General features: G+C 44.1%; 15 protein-coding genes. All 15 read right to left on the reverse strand.

From position 1 onward, the window contains the following. Window positions 1–3: 3 nt before the first annotated feature. On the reverse strand, window positions 4–1,329 hold the full coding sequence (gene fliI, locus ACIFSR_RS03480) for a flagellar protein export ATPase FliI (RefSeq protein WP_076269150.1): 1,326 nt from the start codon (window positions 1,327–1,329) through the stop codon (window positions 4–6). After that, on the reverse strand, window positions 1,316–2,155 hold the full coding sequence (locus tag ACIFSR_RS03485) for a FliH/SctL family protein (protein WP_076269149.1): 840 nt from the start codon (window positions 2,153–2,155) through the stop codon (window positions 1,316–1,318). Before ACIFSR_RS03485 ends, fliI begins: the two co-directional genes overlap by 14 nt. After that, a complete protein-coding gene (gene fliG / locus ACIFSR_RS03490; protein WP_179089844.1) occupies window positions 2,148–3,149 on the reverse strand; it encodes a flagellar motor switch protein FliG in 1,002 nt (333 codons plus the stop codon). The genes ACIFSR_RS03485 and fliG overlap by 8 nt, the downstream gene beginning before the upstream one ends. A 23-nt stretch (window positions 3,150–3,172) precedes the next feature. After that, window positions 3,173–4,744, reverse strand: coding sequence for a flagellar basal-body MS-ring/collar protein FliF (fliF, locus tag ACIFSR_RS03495; protein ID WP_430054957.1), 1,572 nt, complete (start codon window positions 4,742–4,744; stop codon window positions 3,173–3,175). 42 nt (window positions 4,745–4,786) lie between these two features. Then, the gene (fliE, locus tag ACIFSR_RS03500; RefSeq protein WP_305953893.1) at window positions 4,787–5,095 is read right to left on the reverse strand and encodes a flagellar hook-basal body complex protein FliE; all 309 of its coding nucleotides are present in this window, start codon (window positions 5,093–5,095) and stop codon (window positions 4,787–4,789) included. Between the two features lie 36 nt (window positions 5,096–5,131). Further along, window positions 5,132–5,581, reverse strand: a complete 450-nt coding sequence (gene flgC, locus ACIFSR_RS03505) for a flagellar basal body rod protein FlgC (RefSeq protein ID WP_430054959.1) — start codon at window positions 5,579–5,581, stop codon at window positions 5,132–5,134. Between the two features lie 2 nt (window positions 5,582–5,583). After that, window positions 5,584–5,997, reverse strand: coding sequence for a flagellar basal body rod protein FlgB (gene flgB / locus ACIFSR_RS03510; RefSeq protein ID WP_430054961.1), 414 nt, complete (start codon window positions 5,995–5,997; stop codon window positions 5,584–5,586). A gap of 216 nt (window positions 5,998–6,213) precedes the next feature. After that, the gene (gene codY, locus ACIFSR_RS03515) at window positions 6,214–6,984 is read right to left on the reverse strand and encodes a GTP-sensing pleiotropic transcriptional regulator CodY (protein WP_339208913.1); all 771 of its coding nucleotides are present in this window, start codon (window positions 6,982–6,984) and stop codon (window positions 6,214–6,216) included. Between the two features lie 27 nt (window positions 6,985–7,011). Next, window positions 7,012–8,412 carry an ATP-dependent protease ATPase subunit HslU gene (gene hslU, locus ACIFSR_RS03520; RefSeq protein ID WP_339208912.1) on the reverse strand — a complete coding sequence of 467 codons (1,401 nt, stop codon included), beginning with the start codon at window positions 8,410–8,412 and terminating at the stop codon, window positions 7,012–7,014. A gap of 78 nt (window positions 8,413–8,490) precedes the next feature. Continuing rightward, the gene (hslV, locus tag ACIFSR_RS03525) at window positions 8,491–9,036 is read right to left on the reverse strand and encodes an ATP-dependent protease subunit HslV (RefSeq protein WP_076269142.1); all 546 of its coding nucleotides are present in this window, start codon (window positions 9,034–9,036) and stop codon (window positions 8,491–8,493) included. 57 nt (window positions 9,037–9,093) lie between these two features. Beyond that, window positions 9,094–10,413 (reverse strand): FADH(2)-oxidizing methylenetetrahydrofolate--tRNA-(uracil(54)-C(5))-methyltransferase TrmFO, encoded by a 1,320-nt coding sequence (trmFO, locus tag ACIFSR_RS03530; RefSeq protein ID WP_076269141.1) that lies wholly within the window; start codon window positions 10,411–10,413, stop codon window positions 9,094–9,096. Window positions 10,414–11,174: 761 nt separating this feature from the next. Next, window positions 11,175–13,283, reverse strand: a complete 2,109-nt coding sequence (gene topA / locus ACIFSR_RS03535; protein ID WP_076268350.1) for a type I DNA topoisomerase — start codon at window positions 13,281–13,283, stop codon at window positions 11,175–11,177. Window positions 13,284–13,311: 28 nt separating this feature from the next. After that, complete coding sequence (gene dprA / locus ACIFSR_RS03540; RefSeq protein WP_430054967.1) at window positions 13,312–14,445, reverse strand: DNA-processing protein DprA; 1,134 nt, start codon at window positions 14,443–14,445, stop codon at window positions 13,312–13,314. A 177-nt stretch (window positions 14,446–14,622) separates the two neighbouring features. Further along, window positions 14,623–15,555 (reverse strand): succinate--CoA ligase subunit alpha, encoded by a 933-nt coding sequence (gene sucD, locus ACIFSR_RS03545; RefSeq protein ID WP_053375706.1) that lies wholly within the window; start codon window positions 15,553–15,555, stop codon window positions 14,623–14,625. A gap of 59 nt (window positions 15,556–15,614) precedes the next feature. After that, complete coding sequence (gene sucC, locus ACIFSR_RS03550; RefSeq protein ID WP_076268348.1) at window positions 15,615–16,775, reverse strand: ADP-forming succinate--CoA ligase subunit beta; 1,161 nt, start codon at window positions 16,773–16,775, stop codon at window positions 15,615–15,617. Between the last annotated feature and the right edge of the window lie 323 nt (window positions 16,776–17,098).

The raw sequence follows: 17,098 nt of genomic DNA on the forward strand, positions 1-17,098 counted from the left end.
GATTCAACTCCTGTAGAAGTCATTAATTAAACGACTTTGCGCTTCCTCTAAGCTCACCTTTTCATTGGTCTTTTGCTTTGTGTAGCTCTGAATCGGTTCAATAAATTCTAGCGCCATATCAATTTCTACATTTGATCCTCGTTGGTACGCCCCTATATTGATCAGGTCTTCCGAATCTTTATATGTAGCTAGCATTTTTTTCAGTTCATTCGCCGCATCTTGCTGTTCTTCTGTGACAATTTCCTTCATAACACGGCTGACAGAAGCTAAAACATCGATGGCAGGAAAATGACCCTTATGCGCTAGCTGACGACTTAAAACGATATGACCATCCAATATTCCGCGGACAGCATCCGCGATAGGTTCATTCATATCATCACCATCAACAAGAACGGTGTAGAAGGCGGTTATCGAGCCTGTTGGCCCTGTCCCTGCACGTTCCAGAAGCTTTGGCAGCGCAGCGAATACAGAAGGTGTGTAACCTCTAGTAGCAGGCGGTTCACCAATAGCCAGACCTACTTCACGAAGAGCCATTGCATACCTTGTAACGGAATCCATCATCAACATAACGTCCAGACCGCGATCACGGAAATATTCAGCAATGGATGTCGCAATTAATGCGCCCTTCATGCGAATGAGTGCTGGCTGATCTGAAGTTGCAACAATAACGACCGAACGGGACAAGCCTTCTGGGCCAAGATCCTTCTCGATAAATTCGAGCACTTCACGACCACGCTCGCCGATCAACGCAATTACGTTAACATCAGCTGAAGTATTGCGAGCAATCATGCCAAGCAGTGTACTTTTCCCTACACCGGATCCGGCGAATATGCCAACACGCTGACCACGCCCGACGGTAAGAAGCCCATCGATCGCTCTTACACCGATACCGAGTGGTTCAACGACGCGCGGACGTTTAAGCGGATTGCTTGGTTCATTATAAGTAGAATAATGCGGCATACGCCTTGGCAAAAATGAACCATCCAGCGGATTTCCAAGTCCATCGAGCACTTTACCGAGCAGCTCTGATCCGACTTGAACAGTCAAAGGCTTGCCTGTACCTACAACATCACAGCCCGGGCTAATGGACTGAAGATCACCGAGAGGCATTAATATTACTTTATTATCACGAAACCCAACGACCTCTGCCTTGATAGGCTTTGCGCCTTTGGAAGGATAAATAAAGCAAACATCGCCTATGCTCGCATCAGGTCCTTCTGACTCCACGGTTAGGCCGATGACCTGAGTGACTTTGCCATTGACCCGAACGGGATCAAGCGGCTGCAAATGCTCGATATACTTAAGCACATCTAGATTATTCACTATCATAGGCTTGACCTCGTTCTTCGCCGCTATGATGAGCAAGATGTATTAATTCTTTTTTGATCTCAGCAAGCTGCGTGTCAATTCGAGCGTCTATGCTGCCAAATGAAGAGCGAATGACACAACCGTTGTCTTTAACCGTCGAGTCAGGCAAAATTTGCAATTCCGCTTGTGAATCGATGGCCATATGAAGCTCTTCTCTTGCCGCTTGCACGAATGCAAGCTGCCCAGGTGCAACACATAGAGTAATAACTCCTTGCTCTCTGCGTCTAGACAATGATTTGCGAATGAGCTCGATTGCCATTTCAGGTGCCGTAGATAGCTGCTGCCCAATAATTTTTTCGGCAATCGCACAGCTTAGTTCAACAAGAAAGGGTTCTGCTTCCTGAATGATTTGTTCTCTCATTTGGAATGCAGTTTTTAGCACATCCGATGCTTCAGCCAGCTTTTGCTCCCAGATCTCACGCATTTCCTTTTCGGATTGCGCGGCTCCTTCGGCATAACCAAGCTCATAGCCTGATTGCCTGGATGCTTCTGATGCTGATTCATCTTCCGTACGTTTTTCGAGCCACCATACATCGATTTGCTGCTGTGTTTCAGCAAGAAGCTTTTCGCTTTCTTCTGCTGCATCACGCAGTCTCTCTTCTGCATATAGCTGAGCATCATTTAATATTTGATCTCGCAAAGTTATCGTTTCTTCATCAGGAACGGGTTCCATATCCTCTTCCTGATCCAGCGATTCATTGATTTCAAGATTCCTTTGATGCAGCCATTCAAGCTGCTTCAATTGATCAAGAGTAATCACACTCGAAGATTTGATCAAATTAGACAATGATATCGTCTCCTCCACCACGGGCGATGATGATTTCACCTGACTCTTCTAATCTGCGAATCGTAGCAACAATGCGTGTTTGCGCTTCTTCAACATCACGAAGCCGCACTGGTCCCATAAATTCCATTTCTTCTTTGAATGTTTCGGCCATACGCTTCGACATATTGCGGAAGATGGCTTCTCTAACTTCTTCACTTGCCACTTTAAGCGCAAGCTGAAGATCGGAATTCTCGATATCGCGAATGATTCGTTGAATGGAGCGATTGTCGATATTGACGATGTCCTCGAACACGAACATCCGTTTTTTGATTTCTTCTGCAAGCTCTGGATCTTGAATTTCAAGCGCGTCGAGAATCGTACGCTCCGTCCCGCGATCGACACCATTCAATATTTGAACGATAGAGTCGATACCGCCAGCATTCGTGTAATCCTGGGTAACGGTTGCGGATAGTTTTTGCTCAAGCACTCTTTCTACCTGCGAAATGACTTCTGGCGATGTGCTATCCATCAGAGCAATTCGCCTTGCAACCTCTGCTTGTTTCTCTTGCGGCAGCGATGAAAGAATGTGCGAAGACTGCTCCGATTGCAAATATGATAATACCAAAGCAATCGTTTGCGAGTTCTCATTTTGAATAAAGTTCAAAATTTGTGTAGGCTCCGCTTTTCTAGCGAAGTCAAATGGTCTTACTTGGAGCGTTGCCGTTAACCGGTTAATAACTTCAAGAGCTTTTTGTTCACCAAGCGCTTTCTCCAAAATGTCTTTGGCATAAGAAATGCCGCCTTGCGTGATATACTCTTGAGCCATACAGATTTGGTGAAACTCGCTTAAAATCGTTTCACGATCACTACTGTCCACTTTACGGACATTTGCGATTTCAAGTGTTAGCTGTTCAATTTCTTCATCTCTTAAATGCTTGAATATTTGAGAGGATACATCAGGTCCAAGCGTAATAAGTAAAATGGCAGCTTTCTGTCGACCAGATAATCCTTGCATTGATTTTGACACATGAACCACCTCTATTCATCCACAAGCCATGTGCGAAGAAGGTTAACAAACTCATCCGGTTTTCGTTTGGCAAGTGTTTCAAGATTTTTCCTAGCCTGACTGTCGTTGTTGACACTTTCCAAATCAAGAGTTGGATATTCCACTTTAGCTGGAGCAACCAATTCGATTTCTTCCTCGGCAACCTTCTTGCGTCTGCGTGCTAACATAAAGATTAGTCCGCCAATGATAGCAAGAGCAGCAACACCAATTCCGATAATCCAAGGTGTTGATAGAAGGCTTGAGTCCTTAGCAGAACTGCTTCCAGAAAATGTTCTTGCAATAAGAGCAACTTTTTTCTCTATCAATGCGTCATTGGTTACATCTTGACCAGAATCAGCTAGTTGTGCGCGCACCAATGCAGTCAAATATGTCATAATGGCCGTTCTGCTTGCTTCATCATTCATTTGTGACTGTTCGATGCCGATACTAATAGAAAGGTCTTTCAAAACAAAAGGCCCGGATTCGATGTTGTTGTTGATTCGAGTCACATCATAATTCCGAATGGTCGAGTTCGATTCTGAAGAATTGCTGCCCGTCGCAGCCGCTTCGTAGCCTGGTACGTCAGTCTCTCCAGTTCCTGCAACACCGCCAGCGTCTCCTGAATTGCCAGTCGAAGTACTGTTATTCAGCTGTTCACTAATGATAATGCCGTTATTGTTGTTATTGTCTAACGGCTTCACAACAGATTCTTGCGATGTCTTCTTATCGAAGTTCATGCTGCTAGAAACTTGAACGACTAAATTATCAGCTCCAACGATTGTTCCTAGAAACTGCTGGATATTTTTCTTGAGCTCAGCCTCATATTTCCGCTGAATGACGAATTGGGACTCAACCGCATCTGAATTATTAGCTATTCCGCCAGCAACATCAGAGTAAATTAATTCGCCTTGAGGGCTTGAGATCGTAATATCCTTAATTGCCAAATCCGGAACCGCTGTTTTCACCAGGTTGTAATAGCCGTCGATTTCCTTCTGACTTGGACGATAGCCAGACACGAATTTCATCATAATCGATGCTGATGCTTGCTCCGCGTCTTCTGCAGAAAGAAATACACTTTCTTTTGGCAAGTTAACCAAAACCTTCGAACTGTCCACACCTTGCATCGCATTCAGTAACTGTTGAACTTCACCGTTCAAAGCATTCAAATATTTTACATTGAATTCATTTTCGGTTGTGCCAAACTGGCTTGAGCTTGCATTAAATGCTTCAAAACCAATGGAACCGTTTTGAACTAAACCTTGAGAACCTACATCTACTTTTATTCGTGCTGCATCTGTGCTCGGTACTGAAATGCTTTTCCCATTGTTGCTGAGCTGGTAAGGTATTCCGCTTCCGTCTAAGTAAGTCATAATAGCAGCTGCGTCTGTTGTATCCAAACCTTGAAAAGCAATTTCGTATTCCGTTCTCGTAAATACAATCGTTAACAAAATAATTGCTAACAATAGTCCACTAATAGATGCCCCCAACCAAATTTTTTGTTTTCTGCCCGTCTGGCTCCATAATTGTGTAAGCCTACCTCGAAACTGGGCGATTCTCTCGTTCACATTTTCACCTCACCCAAATACTATGCTAGGTCTTCATGATGGTTAAATTTGCATCCGCATCATTTCTTGATATGCCTCGACCATTTTGTTGCGGACTTGTGAGGTAAGCTGCAAACTTAGTTGCGCCTGCTCAGAAGCAATTAAAACCTTTGAAACGTCAACCTGACCTATTAAGTATTTGTCGTTAAGCTTATGAACGTTCTTTTCCTGATCGCTTACATTATTAATTGCCGTTTCTAGATATTGACCAAATGATTGCGTCAATTGTGCCGGAGTCGCTTCTTGAACCGATTTAGTTTCAATGAGTTTTGTTGGCTGAACCGGGCTAAGCGACATCGCTTGTATCATCATTACTCCCCCAATACTTCATATGGAATTGTTAATCAATTACTTTCCTATTTCTAGTGCCTTAACAAACATTGATTTGGTAGCGTTTAGCGCGGTTACGTTTGCTTCGTAAGATCTTGTAGCTGCAATCATATCTACCATTTCCTTCGTTACATCCACATTCGGCATATTTACATATCCGTTTGCATCAGCATCAGGATGCGTTGGATTATAAATGAGCTTGTTTGGCGAATGATCCTCTTTAATTCTCGTAACTTTAACTCCTTGAGCAGCGGAGTTTTCATTCATTTGCTGAGAAAGCATATTTGAGAAGGACTGCTGCAGAGGTTCAATGACAACCATCTTTCGCTTGTACGGCTGGAATTGTCCATTTACAAAACTGCCTCTCGTCGTTTCAGCATTCGCTATATTAGAAGAAATTACATCCATCCGCAGTCTTTGTGCTGATAGAGCCGAAGCGCTGATATCAAACCCTGTGGACAATTTCATCGTTAAGCTCTCCCTTCAATCGCTGTGCGCATCATTCTTACCTCATGATTAATCTGTTGGACATAAAAGTTGTAGCTTAATTGGTTTTTAGCAAGCAAAGACATCTCACGATCGACATCAACATTATTTTCATTGTTGTTCATCGAAGTTGTTTCATCGGTAATAAGTTTGGGTATAGGTACATTAGAAGAACTTGGTCCAATAGCAATATGCTTTTGATTCGTTCGTTTGCCTATCAATTGCCCTTGCGTATTTCCCATGGATTGCTCTAATAATTCCTCAAACAAAACCTCTGACCGTTTGAAATGCGGCGTATCACCGTTTGCCACATTGTTAGAAATGACGCGCTGCCGCATTTCAGCTGCTTGAAGCGCACCTTCCATTCTTCCAAATGCTGCGCCATTCAACAAATTCACGTAGTTTCACCACTTTCACATAGGGGATCTTCTTAACGTATTCAACAGATTACTGCTCATTCCTTCTTTGTTCGACAGTAAATATTAAAAAAATGAGATACATGTGTCGATTTTTGCCGACATGATAATATTCAACAATTTCCTAAATTATTACAATAAGAAAAAAGCCCTATCTTTAAAATCAGATAGGGCAAAAATGGTCTAAACGTCCTATAATTATCGCTTCATCTTATCTAATTCTTGCAATAATTGGTGATTTAATATTTTAATGTATGTGCCTTTCATGCCTAATGACCTTGTTTCTATGACACCAGCGCTCTCCAGCTTCCTAAGCGCATTTACAATAACTGAACGAGTTATTCCTACTCGGTCAGCAATCTTCGATGCGACAAGCAAACCTTCCTTGCCATCAAGCTCCTCGAAAATATGCTCGACTGCTTCTAATTCGCTAAATGACAACGAACCGACCGCAACGGCAACGACTGCACGACTGCGAACCTCTTGCTCAATCTCATCCGCGCGCTCCCGTAAAATCTCCATGCCAACAATCGTTGAACCATATTCAGCTAAAATAAGGTCATCGTCATCGAAAGTACCAGACAAACGGGTCAGGACCAACGTACCTAGACGATCTCCTCCGCCAATAATAGGTACAACCGTCATAATTTCTTGATCGCCTAACCGCGGAAAAGTTTCATAAATTCCCAAATCTGGCTTCACATTCGTCATCGATTCCTGCATATCAAGAAACCGAACGTTGCTCTCTTGCGGGAAACGAAGCTCATCAGCTGATAACGTTCGCATGAAATCGTGATCGAACGCATCTACTGCGGAGCAGCCAAGTATTTTACCTCTCCGGCTGACGACAAACACATTGGTTTGAATCGTTGTACAAAGTACTTCTGCCATTTCCCTGAAACTCAGCGCTTTGCCAGCTGCGCGTTGCAACAACCGGTTCAGCGTTCTAGTCTTTGTTAGTAAAGTCATTCTAATGCCTCCCAAAACTCATAACAACTACAGTATATATTGACTCAAATCGCGATTTTGCGCAATGCTTCCGAGTTTTTCTCGAACGTATTCCGGCGTAATCGTCATTTTTTCGAGCGACAGCTCAGGCGCTTCAAAAGATAGATCCTCCAGCAGCTTCTCCAAAATCGTATGCAAACGACGCGCGCCAATATTTTCAGTATTGCGGTTAACATCTGCGGCAATGGATGCAAGCTCGCGAATCGCCTCATCAGTAAATTCGATCTGAATGCCTTCCGTTTCAAGCAGAGCTGAATACTGCTTCGTTAAAGCATTTTTTGGTTCTTTCAAAATACTTACAAAATCGTCCAAGCTAAGACTAGTCAGCTCTACCCGAATCGGGAAACGACCTTGAAGCTCTGGTATCAAATCCGAAGGTTTCGCAACATGAAACGCACCAGCAGCGATAAACAACACATAATCCGTTTTAACGGGACCATATTTTGTCATGACAGTAGAGCCTTCAACGATAGGCAAAATATCACGTTGAACACCTTCCCTAGATACATCTGGGCCAGATCCACGTGATGGGCTCGCAATTTTGTCAATTTCATCTATGAAAATAATGCCGGATTGCTCAGCTCTTGTAATCGATTCGGTAATGACATCATCCATATCGATTATTTTGTTAGCTTCCTCCTGCGTCAACACCTTGCGAGCTTCCTTTACAGGCAGCTTGCGCTTCTTCGGCTTCTTCGGCATTAATTGACCGAACAGCTCCTGCATATTCATGCCCATGCCCTCTGGGCCCTGGCCTGAAAGCATATCCATCATATTAGGAGAGGAGTCCTCTACCTCAATTTCAATGATTTCGTTTTCCAGCTTGCCAGCCGCGAGCTGCTCTTTAATTTGCGAACGTTTTTGAAAGAGCGCATTTTCCACTTCCGGCTCTTCCTTTTGCTCTTCTGATTGCTGTTGATTGCCAAACAACATTTCAAATGGATTTTTTTGCGATTTAACCTTAGCCGTTGACGGAGCAAGCAAAGAAACGATGCGATCATTAGCTAGCTTTTCAGCTCTGTCTTTTACTTTTTCCGTTTTTTCTGTTTTCACCATACGTATAGCTGTTTCCACTAGATCGCGGACCATTGATTCAACATCACGGCCTACATATCCGACCTCAGTAAATTTCGTCGCTTCTAGTTTCACAAATGGTGCTTTAACCAGCTTTGCCAAGCGGCGTGCGATTTCCGTTTTACCTACTCCGGTAGGTCCGATCATCAAAATATTTTTCGGAACGATTTCATCGCGCAGCGTTTCATCGAGCAAACTTCTCCGGTAACGATTGCGAAGCGCAATGGCTACAGAACGTTTCGCTGGTTTTTGCCCAACAATATACTTATCAAGCTCCGCTACGATCTGACGAGGCGTCAGTGCATCATTTCCCATTATAAAATCCCTCCGATTTCGATTCTTCGCTAAGACTTTCCGAAGTTTGGCCTTCTATCCAAAATCCTGTTACTCGATTTATACGATCTCTTCAACAATAATATTATGATTCGTGAATACACAAATTTCTGCCGCTATTTCTAGCGATGAACGTGCGATATCCTTTGCTTCCATTTGAGGTGCATGACGCTGAAGCGCTCTTGCTGCCGATAATGCGAAGCTGCCGCCTGAGCCAATTGCTAGAATGCCGTCATCCGGCTCAATGATCTCACCGTTGCCTGAAATAAGCAGCAAGCCGGTTTTGTCCATAACGAGCATCATCGCTTCCAATCTACGAAGGACACGGTCTGAACGCCATTCCTTGGCAAGCTCAACAGCTGAACGCTGCAAATTGCCGTGATGCTCCTCCAGCTTTGCCTCAAACTTCTCGAACAAAGTAATGGCATCTGCAACTGATCCTGCAAAACCTGCGACGACTTGACCGCGATAAAGCCTTCTTACTTTTTTAGCAGAGTTTTTCATGACCATGCTATTTCCAAAAGTGACCTGACCATCCCCGGCAATTGCACCTTTTCCCTCATGACGAACTGCGCAAATCGTTGTAGCGTGAAATTGCATTTCCATTGCTTTGCCTCCTCAAGGTTCCAAATAATTAAATTGCCATGCCTTCATTACGCAATATTATTGCAAATGTTCCTTTTTAAATTGCTCAATACCTTCCAAAGCGCGATTCGCAATCATTTCGTTCTTTTCTTTTTTGCTGCGGATCTTCTTCTCAAGCGGTGGAAATAAACCGAAATTAGCATTCATCGGTTGGAAATGCTTGAAATCGGCTGTTGTAATATAATGAGCCATACTGCCAAGCGTAGTTTGCTCCGGCAATACGAGTGGTTCAAGATCTCGAGCTAATCTTGCAGCGTTGATTCCAGCAATCAAGCCGGAAGCAGCAGATTCCACATAACCTTCAACACCGGTCATCTGGCCTGCAAAAAATAAGGTCTCGCGGTTGTTAAGCTGATAGGTAGGCTTAAGCAAACGAGGTGAATTGATAAACGTATTGCGATGCATAACGCCGAAACGAACAAACTCAGCATTTTCCAGACCTGGTATTAATGAGAAGACGCGTTTTTGCTCTCCCCATTTGAGATGAGTCTGGAATCCAACTAGGTTGTATAATGTTCCTGCAGCGTTATCCTGACGAAGCTGAATTACAGCATGCGGCAGCTCACCCGTGTGCGGATTTACAAGTCCAACTGGCTTCATAGGTCCAAACAATACGGTTTGTTTGCCTCTGCTTGCCATAATCTCGATCGGCATACAGCCTTCAAAGTAGACTTCCTTCTCAAAATCTTTTACTTCTGCTTTCTCAGCTGTTGTCAGCGCTTCGTGGAAAATTTCAAATTCTTCTTCTGTCATTGGACAGTTCAAATAAGCAGCTTCACCTTTATCGTAACGGGAAGCTAAATAAACCTTGCTCATATCGATCGAATCTTTTTCAACAATTGGCGCTGCAGCATCATAGAAATAAAAATACTCTTCGCCCAGCAGCTCTTGAATTTGTGAAGACAAGCCCGGTGCTGTCAGTGGGCCTGTAGCAATAACAACAATTCCATCCTTCGGAATTTCTGTTACCTCTTCATTCCGTACTTCAACAAGTGGATGCTCATGCAGTCTGCGAGTAACTTCACCAGAGAAACCGTCGCGGTCAACCGCCAGCGCTCCTCCTGCAGGTACAGCGTGCTGATCAGCACAGCTCAAAATAAGCGAGTCTAGTCGGCGCATCTCTTCCTTTAATACTCCAACAGCATTTGCAAGACCATTAGAACGTAAGCTATTGCTGCATACAAGCTCTGCAAATTGATTCGTATGATGAGCAGGTGTTTTTGTGACTGGACGCATTTCATACAAAACGACAGGTACTCCTTGTGATGCAATTTGCCATGCTGCCTCGCTGCCTGCTAGTCCTGCTCCGATGACGGTTACTTTTTGTGGTTGTGACAAAATATATTCAATCCTTTCAGATATAGTTCACGTAGGTTGACCTTTGGCGCTACTACCTTGCCTTCAAAGGTTTTTTTATTGTAAATTAATAATTTCGAACCTTCCAATAATTTCAAACATTTTGAATGTTGTGAAGTTTTTCAACTTTAAAACTTTATAAGCTTTTTGAAAGATGAAAGAGCTTTTAGAGCCTTTCATGCTTTACAAAACTTTTAAAACACTTTTTGTTATTTAAAACACTTTTACAACAATTTTATAACAGTTTTACAAGCATTTTAAAACATTCAATTCCTTTTTAAACATCAAATCTTTTAAAACTTAAAACCCCCACAAGCTTTTCGAACCCACCCAAACCCTCCCTTCCAAGGGAGGGCCCCAAGGACTGCGTCCTCTGGACACCTGCAATTGGACTAACCTCTGTGTTAACCAGTCGGTTATCCATCCCATTGCCGTAAGTTCGCTTCCGTCACTTCGTGACACGCTTCCAGCTTGCGCTAATATAGATCTCATCCATCAGTTAGTGATATGAGTTCAGCTTGTGCAAACTTTAGTACTGCATGACTGAAAGGCAGAAAAAGCTTAGGTGCGATTTGAGCGATTTAAGCCATTTGAAATATCAGAATGATTGAAACCATTATAAATCGATTACAGCAGCTTAATAGCCCGTTTAACAACGGTGTCCCCCCTTTGTGAAGGGAGGACGGGTAAGGCGGTTGTCATTCGATTCTGTAGTATGGTTGATACTGCTAGCTCATGCTAACTTAATCCGTATCGGTACCTTGCTCGTCTTCATCCAATACCTCTTCGGAATAATCACATGTTGGGCAAAGCAGCTTTGCTCCGCTGCGATTGCGCTTTTCAACAAGCTTGGACTCGCCGCATTGCGGGCAAGGTTTGTTCGTCGGTTTATCCCATGACACATAATCACAGCCGGGATATTGATCACAACCATAAAATATACGTCCCTTTTTGCTCCGACGCTCAATGATTTTGCCTTCTGCGCATTTCGGGCATGTCACACCGATATCCTTGACGATAGGTTTCGTATTGCGGCAATCCGGGAAGCCCGAGCACGCAAGAAACTTGCCAAATCGGCCCATCTTATAGACTAAGTGGCGTCCGCACTTCTCACAAAGCTCATCAGACACTTCGTCTTGAATTTCGATTTCCTTCATTTCATCTTCGGCAACTTCTAATCTTTTCTCGAAGGATTCGTAAAATGTAGCGAGCACTTTTACCCAATCCTCTGTGCCTTCTTCCACATGGTCGAGGTTGCCTTCCATGTTCGCTGTAAACTCCGCATCCAAAATTTCAGGGAAAAACTCCTCCATGAGCTGAATGACTAGATCTCCAAGTTCAGTTGGCATAAATTTTTTCTCTTCCATTGCAATGTATCCGCGCTTCTGAATCGTTTCCAGTGTCGGCGCATACGTACTTGGACGACCTATACCGAGCTCCTCAAGCGTCTTTACTAGACGTGCCTCCGAAAAACGTGGCGGCGGCTGCGTAAAATGCTGTTTTGGATCTATCGATTCTGATTGAATGACATCTCCAGCGGCTAGCGGCGGCAAAAACTTATGCTCCTCAACCGTGCCGTCATCGTTGCCTTCCACATATACCTTCATAAAGCCGGCAAATTTCACTTTAGAACCAGTAGCTCTAAACGTTGTATCGCCTGCCTGCAAATCCACAGTCATCGTGTCGAGCACTGCCGACTGCATCTGACTCGATACGAAACGTTCCCATACGAGCTTATACAGTCGCAGCTGATCACGACTCAAGAACGGTTTCATTGATTCGGGATCTCTTAATATGGACGTTGGCCGAATCGCTTCATGCGCGTCTTGAGCGTTGCTGTTTTTCTTTGTGTAAATGCGTGGTTGTTCAGGCACAAAAGCTTCGCCATACTTTTCAGAAATGAATTCTTTCGCTTCTTCTTGAGCGATAGGCGAGATGCGCGTAGAATCGGTTCTCATATAAGTGATTAAACCGACTGTACCTTCTTTACCCAGCTCAACGCCTTCATACAGTTGCTGTGCTACTGACATCGTCTTAGAAGCCCGGAAGCCAAGTTTCCTTGCCGCTTCCTGTTGAAGGGAGCTCGTTATAAATGGAGGCGCTGGATTGCGCAGACGCTCCTTCTCTCTCACGTCAGAGACTGTGAGCTTGCTGCCCTTCATCGCTTGGAGAACTTCCTCAACGTCAGCTTCCTTGCCTAACTCACGTTTTTCTCCATGAATAGAATGATATTTCGCATCAAAAGGAATTCCTGCATGAGTCAGCTTCGCAGTGATGGACCAGTATTCCTCAGGGATGAATGCATCGATTTCGTTCTCACGATCGATGATGAGCTTAACGGCAACCGATTGAACCCTGCCGGCAGACAAGCCCTTCTTCACTTTTTTCCAAAGGAGCGGACTAATCTTGTAACCAACCAATCGGTCCAAAATCCGTCTCGCCTGCTGCGCGTTAACTAAATCCATATTAATTTTGCGCGGTGTCTTAAAAGCATCCTTCACGGCCTGTTTCGTAATTTCATTAAATACAACGCGGCATGTATCGGTCTCATCCAGCTCCAAATAATGCGCCAAATGCCAAGCAATCGCTTCACCTTCGCGATCCGGATCGGCTGCTAGAAAGACATGTTTCACTTTTTTGCTGGCATCCTTCAATTCCTTGAGAATGCTGCCTTTGCCGCGTATGGTTATGTATTTAGGATTAAAATCATTTTCAACCTCGACGCCGATCTGGCTTTTGGGCAAATCGCGAATATGTCCCATAGAAGCTTTAACGATATATTTACTGCCAAGATATTTACCAATCGTTTTGGCTTTCGCGGGTGATTCGACGATAACTAAAGAATCTGCCATGTAAGGCGCCTCCTCTCTCCATTGCAAGCTATAAAGCAATATATATTGATCCGGGCTGCAATTCAATTTTGCGTTTTATACATAAATTTAGCAGAAGTGCGTTCAAATGTCCAAACGGGAAGGCGGAGAGCTCGTGCAACTCATTAATAGATAAGGGCTGATCTCGTAAAAAAGCAATCAATTTACTCTCCTCAGGCGTGAGCTCTGGCTTATTTAATTCCTGTTCGGACTTGTTCGCTGCATCTGCTTCCTTGTAAGCTTTAAGCGCTTCCGGCAGCCAATTCAGCTCATCGATAATGTCTTCAACGCAGCTAATAAGCTTTGCTTCTCCGCGTTTGATGAGCGTATTTGGCCCCTCACTCTTAGGCGATGTGTTTGGACCGGGTATAGCAAACAACTCCCGAGACATGTCCATCGCATGCTGTGCTGTTATCAGAGAGCCGCTCTTCGTTGCGCCTTCCACAATAACCGTTCCTACGGATAATGCCGCAATAATACGATTGCGCTGCGGAAATTGTCCAGGATGCAGCGGAGTACCGATCGGCGTTTCTGAGACGAGCAAGCCATGCTCGGCAATTTTGTGAAACAATGATAGATTCTCAGTTGGATAACACTTATCAATAGGCGTAGGCAGAACAGCAATCGTTCCTCCCGCTCCGTACAACGCTGCTTCATGAGCTTTGCTATCGACACCTTTGGCTAGGCCGCTAACCACCGTCAAGCCTGCAGAGGAAAGCTCCTGTGCCAGCGTAGTCGCTGATTGCCTGCCATATGCGGTCGGTACTCTTGTACCTACTACTGCAATTGCTGGACGCTGCAGCAGCTCAAGACGTCCTCTAGCATACAAGACCCAAGGCGGCTGTGCAATCTCTCTTAAAATTTTCGGATATTCGGTATCATAAGGCGTTAATGCGATTGCATTTACTGCAGCTACTGCTTCTGACGGATCTTCTGTCAAAATCCATGGACGCTCTGCATAACGTTCAGCCGCTGCTTTCGCTTGACCACGATGCAGGCCTATAGCAAGTAAATCTTCTATGCTCCATGAGCGTTTATTCCAAAATTCATGGTGAACAGCCTTCTGAATTGCATGCCATCCTATGCCAGGAATTTCGTGAAAGGCAATAACCATTTGTCTACGAATATCTTGTTTTTTAGTCATCAGTACCAAGCCCCTTCTCTACTCGGGCTGGCCTACATACTTATCTATTGTGCGGTAGATAGCATAAGAATGCAAGTCAGCCGATAAAATAATGGCAATCCGCAAAAAAAAAAGCAACCTTCCAACTCCCGTTATCGGGTCGTTGAAAGGTTGCTTACCTTAGATCAAACTATATAATTATTTGCGTGTGATGCATTTTTCAAGAAGGCCTTGCTCTTCAAGAACACTCACAAGCGTTGAACCCATTTCAGATGGTGTTGGAGCTACTTTAATGCCGCAAGCTTCAAGCGTTGCGATTTTTTCAGCAGCTGTTCCTTTACCACCGGAAATGATTGCGCCAGCATGTCCCATCCGTTTGCCCGGAGGCGCTGTTGCGCCGCCAATGAAGCCGACAACTGGTTTTTTCATGTTTGCTTTAATCCACTCAGCAGCTTCTTCCTCTGCTGTACCGCCGATTTCACCAATCATGATAACCGCGTAGGTATCTGGATCTTCATTGAAAAGATTCAAGATATCGATAAACTCAGAGCCCTTAACCGGGTCGCCGCCGATTCCTACTGCAGAAGATTGTCCAATTCCACGAGTCGTCAATTGATGAACCGCTTCATAAGTCAATGTTCCTGAGCGAGAAATTACGCCAACATGTCCAGCTGTATGAATGTAACCAGGCATAATGCCGATTTTGCATTCATCCGGCGTAATTACGCCTGGGCAGTTAGGTCCGATAAGAACGGTTTTGCTGCCGTCCATGTAACGTTTAACTTTTACCATATCAAGCACGGGAATGCCTTCTGTAATACAGATAACAAGATCAAGCTCAGCGTCAACCGCTTCCATGATTGCATCTGCAGCAAATGCAGGTGGTACATAGATAACTGAAGCATTAGCGCCAGTAGCAGCTTTTGCTTGAGCAACCGTGTTGAAAACAGGCAATGATACGAGCGTGCCGTTATCAAGTGTAATATCAACGTTTGTGCCACCTTTACCAGGTGTTACGCCGCCGACCATTTGCGTACCGTATTCCAATCCGCCTTTGGTATGGAACAAGCCAGTTGCTCCTGTAATACCTTGGGTAATGACTTTTGTATCTTTATTAACCAAAATGCTCACTCTTAACTCACATCCCCTGAATGAATTCGTATGCGGCCTATGCCACACAGCAAGTTATCTTATTTCACGAGAGCGACAATCTTCTGCGCGCCGTCCGCCATGGAATCCGCAGCCACGATGTTCAATCCCGATTCTTTCAAAATAGTTTTGCCGAGGTCTACGTTAGTACCTTCTAGACGAACAACGAGCGGACGGTCAAGACCGACTTGCTTCGCTGCTTCGACAACACCATTTGCAATTACGTCACAACGCATAATGCCGCCGAAAATGTTAACGAAAATACCTTTAACTTTTTCATCAGACAAAATGATTTTGAACGCTTCTGTTACCTTCTCAGCTGTAGCACCGCCCCCTACGTCTAGGAAGTTGGCAGGGTCGCCGCCGTAATATTTGATAATATCCATTGTTGCCATCGCTAGGCCTGCACCGTTGACCAAGCAACCGATGTTGCCGTCAAGAGCGATGTAGCTAAGGTCGTATTTGGACGCTTCAATTTCTTTTGCGTCTTCTTCTTCCAAATCGCGAAGCTCAACGATATCTTTGTGACGATAAAGAGCGTTTGAGTCGAAGTTCAATTTAGCATCAAGAGCAATAACTTGTCCGTCGCCAGTTACAACAAGCGGATTGATTTCTGCAATGGATGCATCTTTCTCAACAAAAGCAGTGTAAAGAGAAATCATGAACTTAACTGCTTTGTTAACAAGCTCATTAGGAATGTTGATTGCATAAGCTAGTTTGCGCGCTTGGAACGCTTGCAAGCCAACAGCAGGATCAACGATCTCCTTAATGATTTTCTCCGGGGAGTGTTCAGCAACTTCTTCAATCTCAGTGCCGCCCTCTTCCGAAGCCATCATAACGACACGACCTGTACCACGGTCTAATACTACGCCGATATAATATTCTTTCTTAATGTCGCAGCCTTCTTCGATCAGAAGACGTTTGACTTCCTTGCCTTCTGGACCTGTTTGATGCGTAACAAGCACTTTACCTAGAATCTCACTAGCATAAGCGCGCACCTCATCAAGATTTTTTGCTACTTTAACTCCGCCCGCTTTACCACGGCCGCCAGCGTGAATTTGTGCTTTCACGACAACAACCTTTGTTCCGAGCGATTTAGCCGCTTCAACAGCTTCGTCTACAGTGAAGGCTACTTTACCTTCAGGTACGACGACACCATACTGTTTAAGGACCGCTTTCCCTTGATATTCATGGATATTCATTGTTGAAATCCTCCATTTCACAGACTGAAATCAGTCATATGTACACAAACCTCTATTATTGTAGCACCTTTCCCCGCCAGTTACCTTACTTTAACACATAATTAATACGGCTTTTTTGATATGGGTTTCATCTCAAAATGAGATTAAAGCGATAAAACCAGCTGAAATGCTCGTTTTATAAGGGAAAATACCACGCCATTTAGTATGACCCAATCCTAAAAATCATACCCGAAACATTTTAAATATTGACAATTTAAAGTTAACTAAATTATGATATTGGCAAATTCATAACGATGGAACGGAATCGTAAGGAAGCACCTTCA

It is taken from the genome of Paenibacillus sp. NRS-1760, assembly GCF_050467785.1.
Lineage (GTDB): Bacteria > Bacillota > Bacilli > Paenibacillales > Paenibacillaceae > Pristimantibacillus.

Excerpts from the sequence above, each read along its gene's own strand:
- fliI (WP_076269150.1), bottom strand. The coding sequence starts at position 1,329 with ATGATAGTGAATAATCTAGATGTGCTTAAGTATATCGAGCATTTGCAG.
- fliG (WP_179089844.1), bottom strand. The coding sequence starts at position 3,149 with ATGCAAGGATTATCTGGTCGACAGAAAGCTGCCATTTTACTTATTACG.
- fliE (WP_305953893.1), bottom strand. The coding sequence starts at position 5,095 with ATGATGATACAAGCGATGTCGCTTAGCCCGGTTCAGCCAACAAAACTC.
- flgC (WP_430054959.1), bottom strand. The coding sequence starts at position 5,581 with ATGAAATTGTCCACAGGGTTTGATATCAGCGCTTCGGCTCTATCAGCA.
- codY (WP_339208913.1), bottom strand. The coding sequence starts at position 6,984 with ATGACTTTACTAACAAAGACTAGAACGCTGAACCGGTTGTTGCAACGC.
- hslU (WP_339208912.1), bottom strand. The coding sequence starts at position 8,412 with ATGGGAAATGATGCACTGACGCCTCGTCAGATCGTAGCGGAGCTTGAT.
- hslV (WP_076269142.1), bottom strand. The coding sequence starts at position 9,036 with ATGGAAATGCAATTTCACGCTACAACGATTTGCGCAGTTCGTCATGAG.
- topA (WP_076268350.1), bottom strand. The coding sequence starts at position 13,283 with ATGGCAGATTCTTTAGTTATCGTCGAATCACCCGCGAAAGCCAAAACG.
- dprA (WP_430054967.1), bottom strand. The coding sequence starts at position 14,445 with ATGACTAAAAAACAAGATATTCGTAGACAAATGGTTATTGCCTTTCAC.
- sucC (WP_076268348.1), bottom strand. The coding sequence starts at position 16,775 with ATGAATATCCATGAATATCAAGGGAAAGCGGTCCTTAAACAGTATGGT.